The sequence below is a fragment of the Kitasatospora sp. NPDC034533 genome (genome assembly GCF_055575155.1).
Genome location: NZ_JBVITE010000021.1, coordinates 47899 through 67467 on the forward strand (window position 1 = coordinate 47899; position 19569 = coordinate 67467).

The following is a 19569-nucleotide window of genomic DNA, read 5'->3' on the forward strand; positions in this document are numbered from 1 at the left end:
GCATGACGACGCGCCGGATCGAGTTCGAGGCCCTGCACAACTTCCGCGACCTGGGCGGCTGTCGGGCCCGCGACGGACGGAGCGTCCGGTGGGGCCTGCTCTACCGCTCCGACTCACTCGGCAAGCTCTCCTCCCCCGGCGACCTGGACAGGCTGCGGTCGCTCGGCGTGCGGACCGTGATCGACCTGCGCTACGACTGGGAGATCGCCGCCATGGGCCGGGTGCCCGACTTCGAGGGCCTGGAGTACCACAACCTCTCGATCGAGCACCGCCCGTACGACCAGGCCGAGATCGACCCGGGGCTCGACCCCTGGCGCTACCTCGCCGACCGCTTCGCCGAGGTCGCCGAGGACGGGGTGAAGGAGATCCGCCGGACCCTGGACGTGATCGCCGTCGCCGACGCCCCGGTGGTCTTCCACTGCGCCTCCGGCAAGGACCGCACCGGCCTGATCGCCGCCCTGCTGCTCACCCTGCTCGGCGTCGGGGAGGACGACATCGCCGCCGACTTCGCCCTCACCGAACTCGCCACCCCGCACCTCGTCGCCGACTGGCACGCCGCCCACCCCGGCCGCGAACTGCGCTGGCCGGGCTACGGCCGCGCCCCGGAGACCGTCATCCGGCTCGCCCTCGCCGACCTCGCCACCCGGCACGGCTCGGTCGAGGCCTACCTCACCGGCGCCCTCGGCATCGACCGCGACCGGATCGAAGCGCTGCGGTCAAGGCTGCTCACGTTCTGACCACGTGTGGCGGGTTACCGGGCACGGGACCCACGGGCCGGTGCGAGGCGGCTACCGTTGGGAGCACAAGGCCCGGCCCGGCGCCGGGTGAGCCGACGAAGAAGGAGCTGGTGGGAGATGAGTGCCCAGCCCTCCGAGCACGGCCACGGCGGGGGCCGCTTGGGCCTGCCGCCGATGGACACGGTTCAGGAACTCCGCGCCGCGCTGCGGGCCGGCCACGGCTTCCCCGGCGACGCGGAGCGCCTCGACGCCGAACTCGCCGAGCAGCTGCTGCGCAGGGTGCCGGTCGACCGCCTCGACCAAGTCGGGGAGGTCGGCACGGTCGTCGACCTGGTCGCGGTCGCCGAGATCGTCGCCGCCTACCGGGGGCGGGTTCTGCTGGCGGCCGACCGCGAGGCGGCCGATGCCGTGGACGAGGCCGTCAACGATCTGCTGACCCGGCAGGGAACCGAGTGAACGACCCGCACGACCACGGCGATCCGGGAGACCCCGCGGTCGCGGCCATCACCGACCGATCCGCCCAGCGGGCCAAGGAACTCGGCGTCACCGAGGCCCTGGAGGCGCTGCGCGCCGAGCTCGAACACCAGCCGCGGCTCGGACGCCACATCCGCACCGTCACCGAGGGCGCGCAGCAGGTCGAGCTCTACTCCACCCGGATAGAGGGCGACGCGACGACCGGCCGCCCGGCCGTCACCGTCGTACACGCCTTCGCCCCCGCGCCGCCGTGGCCGCCGACCGTGCGGATCGCCGCGGTCGTCCCCGAAGACCCGCTCAACAGCGCCCAGTAGCCCCGCCGATCGGACAATCCGGTGGCGGGCCGGGCGGTTACCGGCGATCATGCCCGGCATGACCGAACCCGAACGTTGGACCCAGGCGACCGTCTACCCCGACATGTGGGCCGATCCGGCCGACGATCCGCGCAACAACGAGGGCCCCGGACCGGACGGTGAACTCGCCACCCTTCAGGACTTCCTGACGAACTACCGGCTGACCCTGCGGATGAAGTGCGAAGGCCTGGACGCGGAGCAGCTGGCCCGCCGCTCGGTGCCGCCGTCGACGATGTCCCTGCTCGGGCTGGTGCGGCACCTGGCCGAGGTGGAGCGGGACTGGCGGAACTGGATCACCGACGGCGAGCCGCTGCCCAAGATCTACGGCCGGCGGGACGCGGACTTCGACGAGGCCGTCGGCGAACCGGCCGTGGTGGACGCCGCGTTCCGCGACCTTGAGCGCGAACAGGCCGCGCTGGACGCCGAGTTGGCCGGGTACCAGGACCTGGGCGAGCGGGTCGGGAGGAACGCGGTGTCGATCCGGGAGCTCCAGGTGCACCGGATCGAGGAGTACGCCCGCCACTGCGGCCACGCCGACCTGCTGCGCGAGTGCGTCGACGGCCGGGTGGGCCAGTAGCGGCGGCCCGCGCACCCCCACCAGGTCTAACGGCGGCGGCCCGCGCCCTTACCCGTGCGGGGCCGGGCGCCGGCGCGGGAGCCCTGGCGCGGCCCGGGGCCGGTGGCCTGAGCCGGGGCGGCCTCGGGCCAGTGGGCGGGGCGGGTCAGGCCGGCCGGGATGCGGGTGGTGGCGTCGCCGCGGGCCGCGTCCAGCTGGGCCTGGGTGAGGAAGAGCGCCGTACCGAGGTCCGCGCCGGCCACCTGGGCGTCCCGCAGGTCGGCGCCGACCAGGTCGGCGAGGCGCAGGTCCGCGCCGGAGAGGTCGGCCGCGACGAGCAGGGCGCCGCGCAGGTTGGCCCCGCGCAGGTCGGCGCCGCGCAGCCGGGCGCCGAAGAGGTCGGCGCCCCGGTGCTCGCGGCGGCGCGGGACGCCCGCGCGGACCAGCTCGCCGGCGCGCAGCAGCAGGTCGCTGACCCGGCCGCGGTGGGCCGGGACGTCGACGGCGAGAACCTCCTCGGGGGTGCCGCCGGCCAGCCGGTCGGTCTCCGCCAGCGCCTGCCGCAGCTCGTCGTGGAGGGGCCCGGCGGCGGTGAAGGTGAGCGCCTCGGTGAGGTAGCTGAGCAGTTCGTGCAGCTGCCGCACCACCGGGAAGACGTCGAACATCGCCCGGGCGCTGTCCGGCTCCTCGCGCCAGCTGCGGCCGCCGAAGGTCACCTGGGAGACCCGCTGCCCGGCGCCGAAGCAGTCGTAGACGGTGCAGCCCCGGAAGCCCCGCTCGCGCAGCTGCGCGTGGATGCCGCAGCCGAAGTCGGTCCGGAGGTTGTGGCAGGGGCTGCCGGCCCGCTTGTCCTCGGCGAAGTCGGTGCCGGCGGCGAAGGGCAGGGCGACGCAGCAGAGCCCGAAGCAGCTGGCGCAGTCGGACCTGAGCGGGGTCGGCGCGGCCGCCGTGGGGTCCTGCGGCGACTCGGTCTCACGCACGTCCGGGGTCCTTCCAGCAGGCGGGCGCCGGGCGGCGCCGTGAACCCGGAAATCCTACTGGGCGGATAGCCTTCGACGCCGGTAAGGTATGCGAGGCAATAGAGACCCTTACAGATAGAGGTGGGCGGCATGCGGGACCCGGACATCAGAGCCCTGGTCCGGACGTGGATCTCGGGCTGGGCCGTCTCACGGGGCTCCGCCGAGCCGGTGGACCGGCCCTGGGGCTGGAGCATCGACGTCGGCGCGCCGGTCGGCGAGGTGGGCCGGCACGTGCTGCCGGAACCGACCGAGGCCGAGGTCCGCAAGCTCGTCGAGACCACCACGGCACCGACCACCTGGCTGAAGCTGTTCGCCGAGGACGCGACCGTGCGCCCGTGGCTGGGCGAGCGGTGGCGCCTGGACGCGCCGGGATTCCTGATGACCGTCCCGCTCGCCCCCGAGCGGCCCGAGGTCCCGGCCGGCTACACCCTGACCACCTGGGAACGGGGCGGGGTCCTGCGGGTGCTGGTGCGCACCGAGGCCGGCCACCTCGCCGCCCGGGGCCAGGCGGGCCTGGCGGGCCCGACGGCCGTCCCGGACCAGATCACCACCGCACCGGAGCACCGCCGCCGGGGCCTGGGCGCCCTGGTGATGCGCACGCTCCAGTCCGCCGCGCACGAGCGGGGCGCACGCACCGGCGTGCTGGTCGGCACCCCGGAGGGACAGGCGCTCTACACGGCGCTCGGCTGGACCACCCACGCCCCGATGGCGAGCGCGGTCCTGGAGCCGGCGAAGTCGGAGGCCTAGACGTACGGCAGCAGCTCCGGCCGCTTCGCCGGGCGGCCGTCGCCGGAGGAGCGGCCGGTGAGGCGGCGGCCGATCCAGGGGCCGACGTGGGTGCGCAGCCAGCGGGCGTCGTCGCGCAGCTTCTCGGCGCGGCCGGCGGGGGCGGCGGCGGGCAGCGGGGCGCGCCAGTCGAAGGCGGCGGGGCGGCCGAGCGCCTCCAGCACGCCCTCGGCGACCCGGCGGTGGCCCTCGGGCGAGAGGTGCAGGCGGTCTTCGGCCCAGAGCCGACGGTCGTCGAAGCAGGGGGCGGAGAACAGGTCGACCACCGCGAAGCCGTCCTGCCGGCCCAGCTCCTGGACGAAGGCCTTCAGCCGCAGGATGGCGGGCAGCAGCCGGGCGCTGCCCGCCATCCTGCGGGTGGGGTCGGTGCTGGTGAACAGCACGACGGTGGCGCCGGTGTCGCGCAGGGCGGTGGCGCAGCGGCCGAGCAGGCGCTCGACCCGGTCGACGTCGCAGCCGGGGCGCAGCACGTCGTTGAGGCCGCCGGCCAGGGTGACCAGCTCGGCGCCCATCGCGGTGGCGGTGGCGAGCTGCTCGTCGTGGATCTGGCCGATGAGCTTGCCGCGGACGGCGAGGTTGGCGTACCGGAAGCCGTCGGACTCCCCGGCCAGGGTGGCGGCGACCCGGTCGGCCCAGCCCCGGTAGTGGCCGTCGGGGAGCAGGTCGTCGCACATGCCCTCGGTGAAGGAGTCCCCGACGGCGACGTAGCTGGCGTAGCCGCGCTCGGTGGTGGGCACGGGCGGCCTCCGTTCTGCTGAGTTGGCTCCGGAATCCGACGATCGTACGTGTGCGCCGGCCGGGCCGGAGCCCCGGGGCCCGGCCGCTGATCCGGCGTCCACCGATCGTTTATCGGCCCGCGCCATCCTGGGTGCGCGGGGCGGCGGTCGGCGACGGGGGCCTTGCCGCCGCCCCGCCTCGCCGCGCCTCGCCGCGACTCACCCCGTCCGCCGCCCCCGGCCCCCGAGCCGGGCGCGCACGCCCCGGCGCGCCGTCAGCCGAGGGCCGCCGGCGCCTCCTCACCCGCCTTCCGGGGAATGAACCAGTGCTCGCGCACCGCGTCCGTGGGCCGCTGCTCGCCGAGCGCGGGCAGGCCCCACTCCCCCAACGCCTCGATGACCGGCCGCAGTTCGCGACCGCGCGCGGTCAGTTCGTAGACCGTCGCGTTGGCCGGCCGTTCCAGCCGGCGGCGGGCGACCAGTCCGTCGCCCTCCAGTTGCTTGAGCCGGGTGGCCAGGATGTCGGTGGAGACGCCGGGCAGGTCGGCGTGCAGGTCGGTGTAGCGGCGCGGGCCGCCGAGGAGCTCACGGACGATCAGGAGGCTCCAGCGCTCCCCCACCGCGTCCAGGGCGCGGGCGACGGCGCAGTACTGGTCGTAGCTTCGGCGTGACATGCGGATCAGCATAGCCAAGAGGTTGGACTTTCCAAGTACACACTTGGTAGAACAAAGCTGAAGCAACGGAGCGGTGGTGACGGTCGGGAGGCCGCAGATGGAGTTTCGCCAGTCCAGCAAGCTGAATGACGTGTGCTACGAGATCCGCGGGCCGGTGGTCGACCAGGCCAACGCCCTGGAGGAGGCCGGGCACAGCGTGCTGCGGCTGAACACCGGCAACCCGGCGCCGTTCGGCTTCGAGGCGCCGGAGGAGATCCTCCAGGACATCATCCGCAACCTGCCCTCCGCCCACGGCTACAGCGACTCGCGCGGCATCCTGCCGGCCCGCCGCGCGGTGGTGCAGTACTACCAGCAGCGCGGGGTCCAGGGCGTCACCGTCAACGACGTCTACCTCGGCAACGGCGTCTCCGAGCTGATCCAGATGGCCGTCACCGCGCTGGTGGACGACGGCGACGAGGTGCTCGTGCCGATGCCCGACTACCCGCTCTGGACGGCCGTGGTCCGGCTGGCCGGCGGCAAGGCCGTGCACTACCTGTGCGACGAAGAGGCCGAGTGGTACCCGGACCTGGACGACATCGCGGCCAAGATCACCGCCCGGACCAAGGCCATCGTCGTCATCAACCCCAACAACCCCACCGGCGCGGTCTACCCGAGGGAACTGCTGGAGGGCATCCTCGACCTGGCCCGCCGCCACCAGCTGATGGTGCTCGCCGACGAGATCTACGACAAGATCCTCTACGACGGCACCGAGCACCACTGCCTGGCCGCCCTGGCCGACGACGTGCTGACCCTCACCTTCAACGGCCTCTCCAAGGCCTACCGGGTGGCCGGCTTCCGCAGCGGCTGGCTGGTCGTCTCCGGCCCCAAGCAGCACGCGAGCGACTACCTGGAGGGCCTGACCATGCTCTCCGGCATGCGGCTGTGCCCCAACGTCCCCGCCCAGTTCGCCGTGCAGGCGGCGCTCGGCGGCCACCAGTCCATCAACGACCTGGTGCTGCCCGGCGGCCGGCTCACCGAACAGCGCGACATCGCGATCAAGGCGCTCAACGAGATCCCCGGCGTCAGCTGCGTCAAGCCCAAGGGCGCCCTCTACGCCTTCGCCCGGCTGGACCCGGCGGTGCACCGGATCGTCGACGACGAGCGGTTCGTGCTGGACCTGCTGCTGCGCGAGAAGATCCACGTCGTCCAGGGCACCGGCTTCAACTGGCCCCGCCCGGACCACTTCCGCTTCGTCACCCTGCCCCGGGCCGACGACCTGGAGACGGCCGTCAACCGGATCGGGCGCTTCCTGGCGACGTACCGCCAGAGCTGAGCGCCTAGGCTCAAGGCCATGACCGTCCTGCGCTCCGCCGCCCTGTTCGCCCTCGCCGCGCTCGCCGAGATCGGCGGCTGCTGGCTGGTCTGGCAGAGCGTGCGCGAGCAACGGCCGTGGTGGCTGGCCGGGGTGGGCGTGGTGGTGCTCGGCGCGTACGGCTTCGTGGCCGCCCTCCAGCCGGACAGCCACTTCGGCCGGGTGCTGGCCGCGTACGGCGGGGTGTTCGTGGCCGGTTCGCTGCTGTGGGGCATGGCCGTGGACGGCTTCCGGCCGACCCGCTACGACGTGCTGGGCGCGCTGATCTGCCTGGCCGGAGTCGGCGTCATCATGTACGGGCCCCGGCGCTGAGACTTCCGGCACCGGGGCCCGTCGGGCGCGTTCGGGGCCTACCGGCCCCGGGCGGCTACCAGCCCCAGCCGCCGCCGTGGCCGTCGTCGTCCCGGTCCGAGTCCCAGCCCTCGCCGACCTTGCGCAGGATCGTGTAGTTGTCGATCTGCGTGCCGTCCTCGGCCAGCGCGGTGACCTTCATGACCGACTTCTGGCCCAGGTGCTTCGGGGTGACGTCGACCTTGATGAAGGAGTAGCCGGTGTAGCGCACCCGCGACCACTGGATGGTCTCGGGGACCTTCACCTTGCCCTTGCCCCAGTAGTAGGTCTTCACCTCGTCCTGGTGGTTCTCGTGCCCCTCGTAGGTGTCCGGCACGTCGAACTTGTACAGGCTGCGGCCGGCCGCACCCGCGGTGACGTAGACCACGCCGTCCTTGGCCGGCTCGATGGTGGCGCCGCTGGGCACCTGCTTCGAGACCTTGTTGCCGAGGATCGCGTCGGTGCGCTCGTAGATGTGGTTGTGGCCGTTGATGACCAGGTCCACCCGGTACTTCTCGAACAGCGGCACCCAGGCCTCGCGGACACCGCCCTCGGAGGCGTGCGCGACGGTGGTGGAGAAGGCGCAGTGGTGGAAGAAGACCACGACGAAGTCGATGGTCTCGTCGTTGCGCAGGTCCTTGAGGGTGCGCTCCAGCCACTTGGTCTGCTTGTTCGCCGAGACGCCCAGGTTGGCCGGGATCTCGTAGGAGACGTCGTTGGCGTCCAGCGAGATGACGCCGACGTTCTTGTAGCGGAACGTGTAGACGCCGGGGACTTTGCGCGGGTCCGGGCCGTTGTTCGGCAGGAAGAAGCGGGCGTTCTCGCCGCCGTAGCCGTTGGGCGAGTACCAGGCCTCGATGTCGTGGTTGCCGTACGCGACCATCCACGGGATGTCGGCGGCGACCGTCTCGGTCTGGGCCAGGAAGGCGTCCCAGGTCTTCGCGTCGTAGACGGACTTGTCCGGGTCGGTGCCCGAACCGGCCGGGTCGGCGTAGCAGATGTCGCCGGCGTGCAGGTGGAAGGCCGGCTTCTGGGCCTTGATGATGTTGTCGTTGCCGGCCGCGTGGGCGCTGACGCCCTGGTCGCCGAAGGCGGTGAAGGTGAACGGCTCGTACACCTTGCCCCAGCGGTGGTCGCGCGGGGGCGCGGTGCGGAAGGTGTGCAGGGTGGAGATCCGCTGCTGCGAGGCCGGGTCGAAGCCGTCGTGGCCGACACCGTAGTAGTACGTGGTGTCGGGCTTCAGGTCCTCCAGCGCCACGTGCAGGTAGTACTGGTCCACCGGCTGGCCGGTCGGGGTCAGCGCCGGGGTGTGCAGGGCGCGGACCTCGGCCTGGACCTTGTGGCTCAGCTCCCACGGGGTCTTGCCGAAGCGCAGGTACGGCTTCTTGACCGGGGCCGGGACCTGCCAGGAGATGCGGAACTGGGTGTCCGGCTCCGGGCCGAACTGGAGGTGGCGGCCGACCGGGGCCACCAGCGAGCCGTCGATGCCGTCGGCCGTACCACCGGTCAGCAGCTGCGGCCCGGCCGGGGCGGCGAAGGCCGTCCCGCTGCCCAGCGCGCCGCCGACGGCGACGGCGCCCACGGTCACGGCGCCGGCGCGCAGCATCCGGCGGCGGGAGAAACGGGCCCGCAGGTACTCGTGCTGCTCGGCCATGCTCATGCGGTCGGCAAGCTTGGCCGGCACGCCCATGTTGGGGATATCCATGCGCCGGACTCTGCCAGCGGCGCGTTGATCGGACACGGACGCCGGGTGAACGGGCCGCAGCGCGCCGCCCACTCGAACACCAATGTTCGACCATGGATCGGTAAAGGACGTCTCCGCGCCCCTCCGGACGGCGCATCATGGCCCCGGCGCTCCGCCGGGCCTGATCCGGCGTCGACGGCCCGGCCGCCCCCGGCGGCGGGCGCGCGTCAGCCGGAGGGCTCGTCCCACTGGGTGGCGGTCCGGTTTCCGGTGCCGTCGCAGGTGCGGCAGATCTCGTCCCGGTAGGCGTGCTTGGCGCCCGTGGCGTCCACCCGGTAGCGCACGTAGACCCCGGTGCCGTCGCACAGGAAGCAGTTGCCGCCCCCGCCGCCCACCTCGGTGGTTCCGGTGCCCTGGCAGGTCCGGCAGCTGAGGCCGGCGGTCCGGCCGGTGCCCGCGCAGATGCGGCAGACCGTCGTCATCGGCTTCCTCCCTCGCGCCCCAACGGCTCGGAGCCGTCAGGAACGGGCCCGGTGCCACCGGTCATGGTAGTGGCGACGGCCCCCGCGCCACCCGGGGTCGATCGAACTGCCGAAACGTCAGCGCGGGAACGTCGACGCCACCGCCCCGGCCTCACTCGGGCAGGCCCTCGCGGACCCGGCGGGAGACCGAGATCAGCTGGAGGTCGAGCAGGCCCGGCGGATCGGCCAGGCCCGGGCCGCCGGCCCGGACCCAGGCGGCGATGTCGTCGATCATCTCGTCCATCAGCACGAAGCCCAGCCAGACCGGCCGGCCGCCCGCCGCCCGGCCCTCGGCGGAGGGGCCGACCACCACCACGTTGGACTGGGTGCACACGTCCAGGCAGGTGACCGCGCGGACCCGGCCCGCCGAGCCGACCGCCGTCCGCAGCCGCTCGTACTGGCCGGCATGGTCCACTCCGGGGTGCTTCGCCTCGGTGCCGCAGCAGCAGCCCCGGCAGACCGTCACCGTCACGGGGGCGGCGCCCCCCTTGCCGTCCCGGGCACCGTTTCGGTCTCGGCGGCTCATCGGTTCTCCTGCCCCTCCTGGTCGGCGGCGCACTGCGCACCGGCCCCCGCACTGTACCTGTCAGCTCCTCGGCGCCTTCCGGCCCGGGTCACATCCGTGCCGTACGGACCCTCAACAGGAGGTCACCCCTCCGGATAGGATGCGAACCGATCCGCGCCGACAGGGGGGACGCGCGGACGTTCGGGGGAGGTGCGCGAGGATGCCGGAGCGAAGAACCCGGGGCCCGGTGCTCCCGGTGGCCACGGCCGTGGCCGGAGTCCCGTGCGGGGCGCCGGGCGCCCCGGCGGTGCCGGCCGGCGGCCACGGCGCCCACCGGAGGGCGGGCGACGCGAAGCGCCCGGAGCGCCCGGCGGACTGATCGGGGCCCGGCGGGCCGGTCGCCCCGGTCGCCATCACCGCGACCCGGCGCCGAGGGCCGCGCCGGCAACGCGCCGAAGGGCCCGACGGCAACCCGCCGAGGGGCCCGACGGCAACGCGTCGAAGCGCGCCGATCCGGAGGGAGCCGGGTCGGCGCGGCACTTGGGTTGTGTCGATCTCGCGGACAGGGGGAATCCGTGGTCACCGAAACAGCACCGGGCCAGACCGGTCCGGTCTCGCTCTACGAGGGCGACAGCATCGAGGAACTCCGCCACGTGGTGGGCGAACGGCTGGCCCCGCACCGGCTGGCGGTGCTGGGCGAGCAGCGGCTCCCGGGCCGGTTCCGCTCGTTCCACGAAGGGCCGGTGGCGCTCTACGACCTCGGGTACGGGGCACCGGTGCGCCTGTGGACCGGGGAGCTGCCGGACTTCTACAACGTCATCCTGCCGCACGCCGGGGGCGGTCGGGTCATCTCCAACGGCGCCGAGCTGGGCTCCACCATGTCGGTGGCCGGGCCGGGCGACCGGGTCACCATGGAGTGGGACGCCGAGGCGCTGAACGGGGCGCTGGCGATGTCCCGGCAGGCGGTGGAAGAGGCGCTCGCGGTCCGCCTCGGCGAGGTGCCGCAGGAGCCGCTGCGCTTCGCCCCGGTCCTCGACCCGGCCGTCCCGGCCATCCGGACCTGGCTCGAACTCGCCTACTTCTTCCGGGAGTTCGCCGCCTCGGAACTGGCCCACCGATCCCCGCTGGGGGTGCGGCACTTCGAGAAGCTGCTGGTCCACGGGCTGCTGGACGCCCAGCCCCACTCGCTCGGCCGCGGCGGCACCGACCGCGGCTCGGCGCTGCTGCCGAGCGCCCTGCGCCGGGCCGCGGACTACTGCGCCGAGCACGCCGGCGAGGCGCTGACCGTCGCCGACATCGCCCGGGCGGCCCGGGTGAGCCTTCGCACCCTGCGCGAGGGCTTCCGGCGCCACCTGGACACCACGCCGCTGGCCTACCTGCGCCGGGTGCGGCTCGACCGCGCCCACCACGACCTGCTCGCCATCGCCGACGGCCGGGCCCACGGCACGGTGACCGAGGTCGCCTGCCGCTGGGGCTTCACCCACCTCGGCCGGTTCAGCGCGGACTACCGGCAGGCGTACGGGCGAACGCCCTCGCAGACCCTCGGCAGCGGCGCCTGACGGGCCCGCGGCTATCCGAAAACGCGCCCCGGCTGGGGACCGAAACGGATAGCCCGCCGGGCACCGCCCGTCGACACTGGGTCCGCGCGCGGTGGTGCGCTCCCCACGGGGGAGGGAGCGCACCACCGTCCGGCGCGGCACCGTCCGGCGCACCCCTGTCCGGCGCACCACCGTCCGGCGCCGCACCGGCCAGGCGTGTCGCCCGGCGCGCCGTCACCCCGCAAGCCACCGCCCGGCGGGAATTCCGCTCCGGGCCGTTTCGGAAATGGCCGCCGATACCCGCGCGGGCGAAACCGCGATACCCGGTGGAGCGAAATCCGGAATTCCACACCGGCGCGTCTGACGGAATGTCGGCAATTTCCGCGCAAACCATGGACGCCCGGCGGACGCGGCAGTAACTTACCTGCGAGTAGCTGCGGCCCGGCTCGGCACGACCCCCACCCTTCGTTTCTCTCCCCCAGGAGGAACCGTGCTCCGCCCTGCCCGGAAATTCCGCCACCTCCGGAATTCCACCGCGCTCGCCGCCGTCTCCCTGGGCGCCGCGCTGGCGCTCACCTCCACCACCGCCCAGGCCGCCACCCCGGCGCCGCGGCACTACGTGGCGCTCGGCGACTCCTACGCCGCCGGCGCCGGGGTGCCCGGCCAGTCGGGCGGCCTGTGCCTGCGCTCCGACCGCAACTACGGCCACCTGGTCGCCGGCGCCCTCAAGGCCGGCACGTACACCGACGTCACCTGCTCCGCGGCCAAGATCAAGGCGATGACGCAGCCCCAGTACGACGCGGTCATCAAGGTCAACGACCCGCAGCTGGACTCGGTGAGCGCCGACACCGACCTGGTCACCCTCGGGATCGGCGGCAACGACCTGGCGGCCGGCGACCTCGGCCTCGGCGAACTGGTCGCCACCTGCATCGCCGGCGCCGTCGTCAACCCGCTCGGCACGCCCTGCCGGGACGTCTACAACCACGGCTACTGGGACTGGAGCACCCTGTCCTGGCGGTACGGCAACGACGACCTGGCGGAGCGGATCCGCACCACCATCGCCCCGCAGCTCGCCGACACCCTCAAGCGGATCCACGCCAAGGCGCCCGGGGCCCGGGTGCTGCTGGTCGGCTACCCGTCCGTGCTGCCCGCCGACGGGTCCCGGTGCGTGCTGCGCCAGCCGGTGACGCCCGGTGACGTCGAGTACATGCACGGCGTGCTCGACAAGCTCAACGCCGCCCTGAAGTCCACCGCGGCCGCGAACGGCGCGACCTACGTGGACACCGCCACGCCGACGCTCGGCCACGACGTCTGCTCGGACGACCGCTGGATCGAGGGCGCGCTGCCCGGCTCGCCCGCCGTGCCGTTCCACCCGAACGCGACCGGCGAGCAGGTGATGGCGCAGGCGGTGCTCGCCGCGCTGAAGTAGCCCCGGACAGCCCGAGGGGCCGGTGACCGGATCCCGGTCACCGGCCCCTCGGCCCGCGCGTCCCGCCCTACTCGGGCTTCGCGGCGCCGGCGGCCAGCCCGGCCGACCACTTCTCCTCGACGTTGCCGAACTTCCAGTAGGCGATCGCCGCCGCCCAGGTGAGCACGAACAGCCCGACGATCGCGTAGCCGACGAAGTTGAGGTCCAGCCCGCCGATCCAGGCGACCGGCCCGCTGGTGATGTCCAGCTTCTCCCCCAGCAGGCCGATCAGCTCGATCGCGCCGATGACCAGCGCGACCAGCACCGACAGCCCGGTGACGGTCAGGTTGTAGTAGATCTTGCGGACCGGCTTGGAGAACGCCCACTCGTACGCGAAGTTCATGAACGAGCCGTCGATGGTGTCCAGCAGGCTCATCCCGGCCGCGAACAGGATCGGCAGCGTGAGCAGCGCGTACCAGGGCAGCGAGAAGGCCGCCGCGCCGCCGGCCAGCACCAGCAGGGAGACCTCGGTGGCGGTGTCGAAGCCGAGGCCGAACAGCAGACCGACCGGGTACATGTGCCAGGGCTTGGTGACGGCCCTGGTGACCTTGCCGAGGATGCGGTTCATCAGCCCGCGCCGCTCCAGCTGGCGCTCCAGCTCCGCCTCGTCGTAGTCGCCGTGGCGCATCCGGCGGAAGACCTTGAGGATGCCGTTGAAGGCGCCCAGGTTGATCAGGCCCAGCAGCAGCAGGAAGGTGCCGGAGACGGTGACGCCGATCAGGCCGGTCATCTCGTGCAGCGTCGAGTCGTCGGACTCCACCTGGCCGGCCAGCGAGCGGATGCCGAAGGCCAGCAGCGCGCAGAGGCCGAAGACGATCGAGGAGTGCCCGAGCGAGAACCAGAAGCCGACCGACAGCGGCCGCTTGCCCTGGCCCATCAGCTTGCGGGTGGTGTTGTCGATGGCGGCGATGTGGTCGGCGTCGAAGGCGTGCCGCATGCCGAGGGTGTAGGCGGTCAGGCCCATGCCCGCGCCGAACACCTGCCCGCCGACGTCGTAGTGCTCGGGCTCGACCAGCGCGAGCAGCGTGAACCACCCGATGACGTGCAGCGCGAGGATGAAGCCGCCCATTCCGGCGAGGCGGGTCCACTCCTCCCGGGTGAGTCGGTCCCGCCAGCGGGGGGCGGTCATCGTCTTGTCCTTTCGTTCGGGCGGTCGAAGCTGGGCCATCTTTCCGCCTCGGTGGACGCAGTTGCAAGTCATGCGCAATTACGGATTCGTCTCCCCCCGCCACACGGCGCGTCACGAAGATCGTCACGACCCGTACAACGCCTCGTAACCTCCGGGGGCTTTCACGGGTGGCGCTACGCGCGGATACTCCCGTTCTACGCGCGAAAACTCGGGCGCCGACTTCCAACTCCCCACGAAGGAACGGCACATGACGATCCGTATTCGAACCGCTGCGGCCCTGGCCGGTGCGGCGCTGCTCGCGGCCGGTCTCACCACCCCGGCCACCGCCACCGCCACCCCCGCCCGCGCCGGGGCCGCCACGGTGAGCGCGACCCCGCACCGGGTGCTGTTCGACAACAGCAAGGCCGAGACCGCGGGCAACGCGGACTGGATCATCAGCACCAGCCAGCCCGACCCGCTGGCCCAGAACGCCAACCCGACCACCGAGAAGAGCTGGACGGGCGCCCTCTCGGCCTGGGGCGTCGCCCTCCAGAAGACCGGCCAGTACAGCCTGAAGACCCTCCCGGCCGGCTCCACCATCAGCTACGGCACCGGCGCCGCGCTCGACCTCGCCAACTTCGACACCTTCGTGATCCCGGAGCCGAACATCCGGTTCTCGGCGAGCGAGAAGACCGCGCTGATGAACTTCGTGAAGAACGGCGGCGGCCTGTTCCTGGTCTCCGACCACGTCAACAGCGACCGCAACAACGACGGCTGGGACTCCCCCAAGATCATCAACGACCTGCTGACGAACAACGGGGTGAACAACAACGACCCCTTCGGCTTCTCGGTCGACCTGCTCAACATCACCACCGACAACCCGCGCGCCGTCAACGACCCGGCCGACCCGGTGCTGCACGGCCCCTTCGGCGCCGTCACCGGCTCGATCCTGCGCAACGGGACCACCTTCACCCTCAAGCCCGCCGACAACCCCACCGTCAAGGGCCTGGTCTACCGGACCGGCTACAGCGGCAACACCGGCGCCTTCTTCGTCACCAGCACCTTCGGCTCCGGCCGGGTCGCGGTCTGGGGCGACAGCTCCCCGATCGACGACGGCACCGGCCAGTCCGGCAACACCCTGTACAACGGCTGGGACGACCCGGCGGGCACCGACGCCGCCCTCGCCCTGAACGCCACCGCCTGGCTGAGCAAGGCCTGACGGCCGGGCGCCACAGGCGCCACCGGGTGCCACCGGGTGCCACCGGGCCCACGCCCCGCTCACACCCTGCTCGCACCGGGCCCACGCCCGGCCCACCCCTGCTCACCAGGCACACGGCCGCTCCCTCCCCTACTGTCGGATTACCGACGCCCGGGATCGATGGGAGCGGCCATGCCGTCCTACGCCTACCGCACCACCCGTGAGGACCTGCGCATCCCGCTGCCCGACGGCACCCGGCTGGCGGCCCGGCTGTGGCGGCCGGTCGGCGACGAGCCCGGCCCCGCCCTGCTGGAGTACTCCGGCGGGCGCCTCAGCGACCGCACCGCCGCCGAGGACGCCCGCCGCCACCCCTGGTACGCGGGCCACGGCTACGCCACCCTCCGGGTCGACACCCGCGGGTACGGCAACTCCGACGGCACCCCCGGCGAGCCCGGCGGCGCGCAGGAGCTGGCCGACGGCGCCGCCGTGGTCGACTGGATCTCCCGCCGCCCCTGGTGCAACGGCCGGCTCGGCCTGCTCGGCGTCGGCGCCGCCGCCACCACCGCGCTGCGGCTCGCCGCCCGCACGCCCGAGGTCGTCGGCGCCGTGGCCGCCGCCTGCCCCGAGGGGGGCCTGCGGCTCGGCGGGGCCGTACTCGCCGCCGGCCTGCACACCCGGCTCACCGCCCTGGTCGCCGACGCCGCCCTGCCGCCGGACCCTCGCCACGTCGGCGACGCCTGGCGGGCCGGCTGGCTGGCCCGGCTGGAGTCGCTGGACCCGCCCGTCGAGAAGTGGCTCGCCCCCGGCGAGTCCACCGTCCCGGTGTCCGTCCCCGTCCTCGCGGTGGCCGGCTGGGGCGACCCGTCCTGCTCCTTCGTGCTGCGCCTGCTCGCCGAGTCCCCCACCGCGCGCGCCCTGATCGGCCCCTGGCCGCACGGCCTGCCCGAGGCCGCCCTGCCCGACACCCTGCGCTGGTGGGACCACTGGCTGCGCGGCGCCGACACCGGCGCCCTCGCCGAACCCGCCCTGCGCAGCTGGCTCGCCACCCGCTGGACCGGTGACGAGGCCTGGCCCTCCCCCGACGTCCGGGAGATCCACTACGGCCTGGACGGGCCGCTGCGCTCCGCCGGCACCGCCTCCGACGACCGCTACGCCACGGTCCGCTCCCCGCAGCACACCGGCCTGAACTCCGGCGCCCACGTCCCGCACGGCCGCCCCGCCGACCAGCCGCCCGACCAGCGGGAGGAGGACGGCCGCTCGGTCTGCTTCGACTCCCAGCCGCTGCCCGAGCCGGTCGAACTGCTCGGCTCGCCGACCGTACGGCTGCGGCTGCGGCCGCGCGAGGACGGGACGCCCGCCCAGGTGACGGCGCGGCTCTGCTCGGTCGGCCCGGACGGCACCTCGCAGCTGGTCACCCGGGGCGTCCTGGCCGCCGACGGGCCGGACGCCGAGGTGGAACTGGCCGCCTGTGCCTGGACGTTCCCCGCCGGGCACCGGCTGCGGCTCGCCCTCTCCTCGGTCTACTGGCCCTGGGTGTGGCCGCAGGCGGACGGCGCCGGGTACGGCGTCGACCCCTCCCGCTCCACGCTGAGCCTGCCGGTGCGCCACCTGGCCGCCGACATCGGCGCGCCACCCGTCGCCTTCGAGCGGCCGGAGCTGCCCGAACCGCTCGACATCCACCTCACCGAGCCGCTCACCGCCCGGCCCGAGCACGTCACGGTGCACGACATCGGCCGCCACGAGTGGCGCAGCGAGCTCTCCCCCGCGACCGACGGCACCCGCACCCACCCCGACGGCCTGGTCCGCGACGAGCACACCGTCACCGCCTACCGCGTCCTCACCGGCGCCCCGCTCAGCGCCCAGGCCCGCACCGACCACACCGTACGGCTGGAGCGGCCGGAGATCGGCTGGGACGTCACCGTCCAGACCCGTACCCAACTGCGCTGCGACGCCGGGCACTTCATCAGCGTCATCCAGCTGCGGGCGCTGGAGGCGGGGTCGGTGCTGTTCGCCCGGGAGTGGCAGCACCGGGTCCCCCGGGAGAGCTGATCAAAGATTCCCTTATGGGCTTGTCTTTCACATTGATTTCGGCTTATAAAGTCGCTCCATGAAGACCATCGGCCTGATCGGCGGCATGAGCTGGGAGTCCACCACCGAGTACTACCGCCTGCTGAACCGGCTCGCCCGCGAACGCCTCGGCGGACTGCACTCCGCCCGACTGGTGCTCTACTCCGTCGACTTCGCGCAGATCGAGCAGTTGCAGACGGCCGGCCGGTGGGCGGAGGCCGGCGAGGTGCTGGCGGAGGCGGCCCGCGCGCTGGAGGCGGCGGGCGCGGACCTGCTGCTGATCTGCACCAACACCATGCACAAGGTCGCCGACCAGGTCGCGGCGGCGGTCGCCGTTCCGCTGCTCCACCTGGCCGACACCACGGCGGCGGCCGTACGGGCGGCGGGCCTGCGGCGGGTCGGACTGCTCGGGACGGCCTTCACCATGGAACAGGACTTCTACCGGGGCCGGTTGGCGTCCGGCGGCCTGGACGTCCTGGTGCCGCGGGCGGACTCGCGCGCCGTGGTCCACCGGGTGATCTACCAGGAGCTGTGCCTGGGCCTGGTCCGCGAGGAGTCCCGGGCGGAGTACCGGCGGGTGATCGGGGAGCTGGTGGCCGCGGGCGCGGAGGGGATCATCCTCGGCTGCACCGAGATCGAACTGCTGGTCCGCCCGCAGGACAGCCCGGTGCCCCTCTTCCCCACCACCCGCCTGCACGCCGAAGCGGCGCTCGACGCCGCCCTGGCCGACCGCTGACCGGCGGTACGGCGGGTCGGGCTCGTCGGCGGGTCGGGCGGGTCCGGCTCGTCGGCCGGTCCGGCGGGTCCGGCGGGTCCGGCGGGGAACGACGCCCGTTCCGCTACGCGCGGCGGCCGGCGGGCGGGCAGGCGTGCTCGGCCAGGACCTCGGCGATCACGTGGCGGGCGATGGCGACCATCCCCGGGTTGCTGTGGCGGTAGTAGGCCACCTCCATCAGGGCGACGGACAGGGCCCAGCCGCGGGCGCGGGCCCAGGCGCCGTCGTCGGCGGCCACGGCCGTACGGAAGGTCTCGCGGGCCCGCGCGGGCAGGACGTACCAGGCGGGCAGCAGGTCGACGGCCGGATCGCCCAGGCCGGCGCAGCCGAAGTCGATGACGGCGCCGAGGCGGCCGTCCGGGGACACCAGGAGGTTGCCGGGCTGGAGGTCGGCGTGGATCCAGACCGGGGGGCCGGGGTGCTCGGGGGCCTTGAGGGCGTCCTCCCAGGCGGCGGTCGCGGCCTCGGCGTCGATGACGTCCGCCACCTCGCCGATCGCCCGCCGGGCGGCCCGGTCCCGGTCGGCCAGGGTCTCGCTGCGGAAGGAGGCCGGGCCGCCGGCCCGGTCCAGTCGGCGCATGGCGGTCACGAAGGCGGCCAAGTCCTCGGCCAGCAGCTCTGGTTGGGACAGCTCGCCGACGACCGGGTTCGCCCCGTCGAGCCAGCGCAGCACCGCCCAGGACCACGGGCAGCCGTCGACCGGCCCGCCCACGGCCAGCGGGACCGGCACCGGGACCGGCAGGTGCGGGGCGAGGTGCCGCAGCCAGCGGTCCTCCCGGTCGATCTCCCCGGCCGACCCCGGGGTGCGCGGGACGCGCACCACCAGCTCCGCGCCCAGCCGGTACATCGCGTGGCTCGTCCCGGCCGGCACCACCGCCTCGACCGGCAGCCCGGCCCACCGCGGGAACCGGGCGGCGACCATCCGCCGCACCAGCGCCTCGTCGATGTCCAGTTCGTCGGGGTGCATCCTGCGGGCAGCCGTCATGGCACCCGACGCTGCCACCCCGGAACCGGGCCGGGCAAGCGGATTACCCCCGGCGGACCGCGCCCGCCGCGATCAGGCCGGGCAGTTCGCGCATGTCCTCGAAGACCACCGTGTCCGGCCCGACGAGCCGCTCGGCGGCCGTGACGCCACCCGCGTAGCCGAGCGAGCGCATCCCGGCGGCGCGGGCGGCCTGGACGCCGGGGCGGCTGTCCTCGACGACCACGCAGGCGGCCGGGTCGACGCCCATCGTCCGCGCGGCGTGCAGGAAGAGGTCCGGGGCGGGCTTGCCGCGCCCGACCTCGGTGGCGCTGAAGATCCGTCCGGCGAAACGGTTGTAGAGACCGGTCCGGCCCAGGGTGTGGCGCATCTTCTCGTGGGTGCCGCTGGAGGCCACGCAGGTCGGCAGGGTGATCGCGTCCAGCGCCTCGGGCAGACCGGCCACCGGCGTCAGTTCGGCGTCCACCGCCTCGGCGTGCAGCTCCCGGAAGCGCTTGTCGTACAGCGTCGCGGCCTCCTCCCCCAGCCGCTCGGCGACCACCGCGTGGCAGGCCGCCTCCGACCGCCCGACGAACCTCTCGATCACCTCGGCCTCGGTGAGCGGCCACCCCATCTCGCCGGTGAGTCGCACCACCACCCGGACGGCGATCACCTCACTGTCCACCAGGACCCCGTCGCAGTCGAATATCACCAGCTCAATCGGCTTGATCATCCGGCCAGCATACGG

Annotated in this window: 19 protein-coding genes and 2 pseudogenes; 12 read left to right on the forward strand and 9 right to left on the reverse strand. The window is 73.7% G+C overall.

Annotated elements, in window-relative coordinates:
• Positions 1-2: 2 nt before the first annotated feature.
• From ACZ55U_RS17445 to ACZ55U_RS17460, 4 genes are all read left to right on the forward strand, one after another.
• Positions 3-737 carry a tyrosine-protein phosphatase gene (locus ACZ55U_RS17445; protein WP_465526998.1) on the forward strand — a complete coding sequence of 245 codons (735 nt, stop codon included), beginning with the start codon at positions 3-5 and terminating at the stop codon, positions 735-737.
• A gap of 117 nt (positions 738-854) precedes the next feature.
• Complete coding sequence (locus ACZ55U_RS17450) at positions 855-1193, forward strand: hypothetical protein (protein ID WP_465526999.1); 339 nt, start codon at positions 855-857, stop codon at positions 1191-1193.
• Positions 1190-1525, forward strand: a complete 336-nt coding sequence (locus tag ACZ55U_RS17455; protein WP_465527000.1) for a hypothetical protein — start codon at positions 1190-1192, stop codon at positions 1523-1525. The genes ACZ55U_RS17450 and ACZ55U_RS17455 overlap by 4 nt, the downstream gene beginning before the upstream one ends.
• Positions 1526-1574: 49 nt before the next feature.
• Positions 1575-2141, forward strand: a complete 567-nt coding sequence (locus ACZ55U_RS17460) for a DinB family protein (RefSeq protein ID WP_465527001.1) — start codon at positions 1575-1577, stop codon at positions 2139-2141.
• A 26-nt stretch (positions 2142-2167) separates the two neighbouring features.
• Here ACZ55U_RS17460 and ACZ55U_RS17465 read toward each other — a convergent pair whose 3' ends face one another.
• Positions 2168-3100, reverse strand: a complete 933-nt coding sequence (locus tag ACZ55U_RS17465; RefSeq protein ID WP_465527002.1) for a pentapeptide repeat-containing protein — start codon at positions 3098-3100, stop codon at positions 2168-2170.
• A gap of 129 nt (positions 3101-3229) precedes the next feature.
• On the opposite strand from ACZ55U_RS17465, the gene ACZ55U_RS17470 reads away from it, so the two are divergent.
• A complete protein-coding gene (locus tag ACZ55U_RS17470) occupies positions 3230-3886 on the forward strand; it encodes a GNAT family N-acetyltransferase (RefSeq protein WP_465527003.1) in 657 nt (218 codons plus the stop codon).
• On the opposite strand, the gene ACZ55U_RS17475 is transcribed toward ACZ55U_RS17470, so the two are convergent.
• Together ACZ55U_RS17475 and ACZ55U_RS17480 are read right to left on the reverse strand one after the other, a co-directional pair.
• The gene (locus ACZ55U_RS17475) at positions 3883-4662 is read right to left on the reverse strand and encodes an SGNH/GDSL hydrolase family protein (RefSeq protein WP_465527004.1); all 780 of its coding nucleotides are present in this window, start codon (positions 4660-4662) and stop codon (positions 3883-3885) included. The genes ACZ55U_RS17470 and ACZ55U_RS17475 overlap by 4 nt on opposite strands.
• 299 nt (positions 4663-4961) lie before the next feature.
• Positions 4962-5315: pseudogene (locus ACZ55U_RS17480) on the reverse strand (winged helix-turn-helix transcriptional regulator); the annotation flags it as partial.
• Positions 5316-5412: 97 nt separating this feature from the next.
• Between ACZ55U_RS17480 and ACZ55U_RS17485 the strand changes: the two are divergent.
• Together ACZ55U_RS17485 and ACZ55U_RS17490 are read left to right on the forward strand one after the other, a co-directional pair.
• Positions 5413-6627 carry a pyridoxal phosphate-dependent aminotransferase gene (locus ACZ55U_RS17485; RefSeq protein ID WP_465527005.1) on the forward strand — a complete coding sequence of 405 codons (1215 nt, stop codon included), beginning with the start codon at positions 5413-5415 and terminating at the stop codon, positions 6625-6627.
• A gap of 18 nt (positions 6628-6645) precedes the next feature.
• Positions 6646-6978, forward strand: a complete 333-nt coding sequence (locus ACZ55U_RS17490) for a YnfA family protein (protein WP_465527006.1) — start codon at positions 6646-6648, stop codon at positions 6976-6978.
• 55 nt (positions 6979-7033) lie between these two features.
• Here the strand turns inward: ACZ55U_RS17490 and ACZ55U_RS17495 are convergent, their stop codons facing one another.
• From ACZ55U_RS17495 to ACZ55U_RS17505, 3 genes are all read right to left on the reverse strand, one after another.
• Positions 7034-8701, reverse strand: coding sequence for a purple acid phosphatase family protein (locus tag ACZ55U_RS17495; protein WP_465527007.1), 1668 nt, complete (start codon positions 8699-8701; stop codon positions 7034-7036).
• A 206-nt stretch (positions 8702-8907) separates the two neighbouring features.
• Positions 8908-9162, reverse strand: coding sequence for a hypothetical protein (locus tag ACZ55U_RS17500; protein WP_359825802.1), 255 nt, complete (start codon positions 9160-9162; stop codon positions 8908-8910).
• A gap of 151 nt (positions 9163-9313) precedes the next feature.
• On the reverse strand, positions 9314-9727 hold the full coding sequence (locus ACZ55U_RS17505; protein WP_465527008.1) for a (2Fe-2S) ferredoxin domain-containing protein: 414 nt from the start codon (positions 9725-9727) through the stop codon (positions 9314-9316).
• Positions 9728-10281: 554 nt separating this feature from the next.
• On the opposite strand from ACZ55U_RS17505, the gene ACZ55U_RS17510 reads away from it, so the two are divergent.
• Both ACZ55U_RS17510 and ACZ55U_RS17515 read left to right on the forward strand, forming a co-directional pair.
• Entirely contained in the window at positions 10282-11265 is a 984-nt protein-coding gene (locus tag ACZ55U_RS17510; protein WP_465527009.1) for an AraC family transcriptional regulator, read from the forward strand.
• 469 nt (positions 11266-11734) lie between these two features.
• A complete protein-coding gene (locus ACZ55U_RS17515) occupies positions 11735-12673 on the forward strand; it encodes an SGNH/GDSL hydrolase family protein (protein WP_465527010.1) in 939 nt (312 codons plus the stop codon).
• 67 nt (positions 12674-12740) lie between these two features.
• Here ACZ55U_RS17515 and nicT read toward each other — a convergent pair whose 3' ends face one another.
• A complete protein-coding gene (gene nicT / locus ACZ55U_RS17520; RefSeq protein WP_465527011.1) occupies positions 12741-13841 on the reverse strand; it encodes a Nickel transporter NicT in 1101 nt (366 codons plus the stop codon).
• Between the two features lie 247 nt (positions 13842-14088).
• On the opposite strand from nicT, the pseudogene ACZ55U_RS17525 reads away from it, so the two are divergent.
• The 3 genes and pseudogenes from ACZ55U_RS17525 to ACZ55U_RS17535 form a co-directional block, all read left to right on the forward strand.
• Positions 14089-15036, forward strand: a pseudogene (locus tag ACZ55U_RS17525) (hydrolase); the annotation flags it as partial.
• Between the two features lie 174 nt (positions 15037-15210).
• Positions 15211-17067 carry a CocE/NonD family hydrolase gene (locus ACZ55U_RS17530; protein ID WP_465527012.1) on the forward strand — a complete coding sequence of 619 codons (1857 nt, stop codon included), beginning with the start codon at positions 15211-15213 and terminating at the stop codon, positions 17065-17067.
• Positions 17068-17125: 58 nt separating this feature from the next.
• Positions 17126-17821, forward strand: coding sequence for an aspartate/glutamate racemase family protein (locus tag ACZ55U_RS17535; RefSeq protein ID WP_465527013.1), 696 nt, complete (start codon positions 17126-17128; stop codon positions 17819-17821).
• A gap of 103 nt (positions 17822-17924) precedes the next feature.
• Here the strand turns inward: ACZ55U_RS17535 and ACZ55U_RS17540 are convergent, their stop codons facing one another.
• Positions 17925-18845, reverse strand: coding sequence for an aminoglycoside phosphotransferase family protein (locus ACZ55U_RS17540; protein WP_465527014.1), 921 nt, complete (start codon positions 18843-18845; stop codon positions 17925-17927).
• A gap of 43 nt (positions 18846-18888) precedes the next feature.
• Positions 18889-19554, reverse strand: a complete 666-nt coding sequence (locus ACZ55U_RS17545; protein WP_465527015.1) for an HAD family hydrolase — start codon at positions 19552-19554, stop codon at positions 18889-18891.
• Positions 19555-19569: the final 15 nt, after the last annotated feature.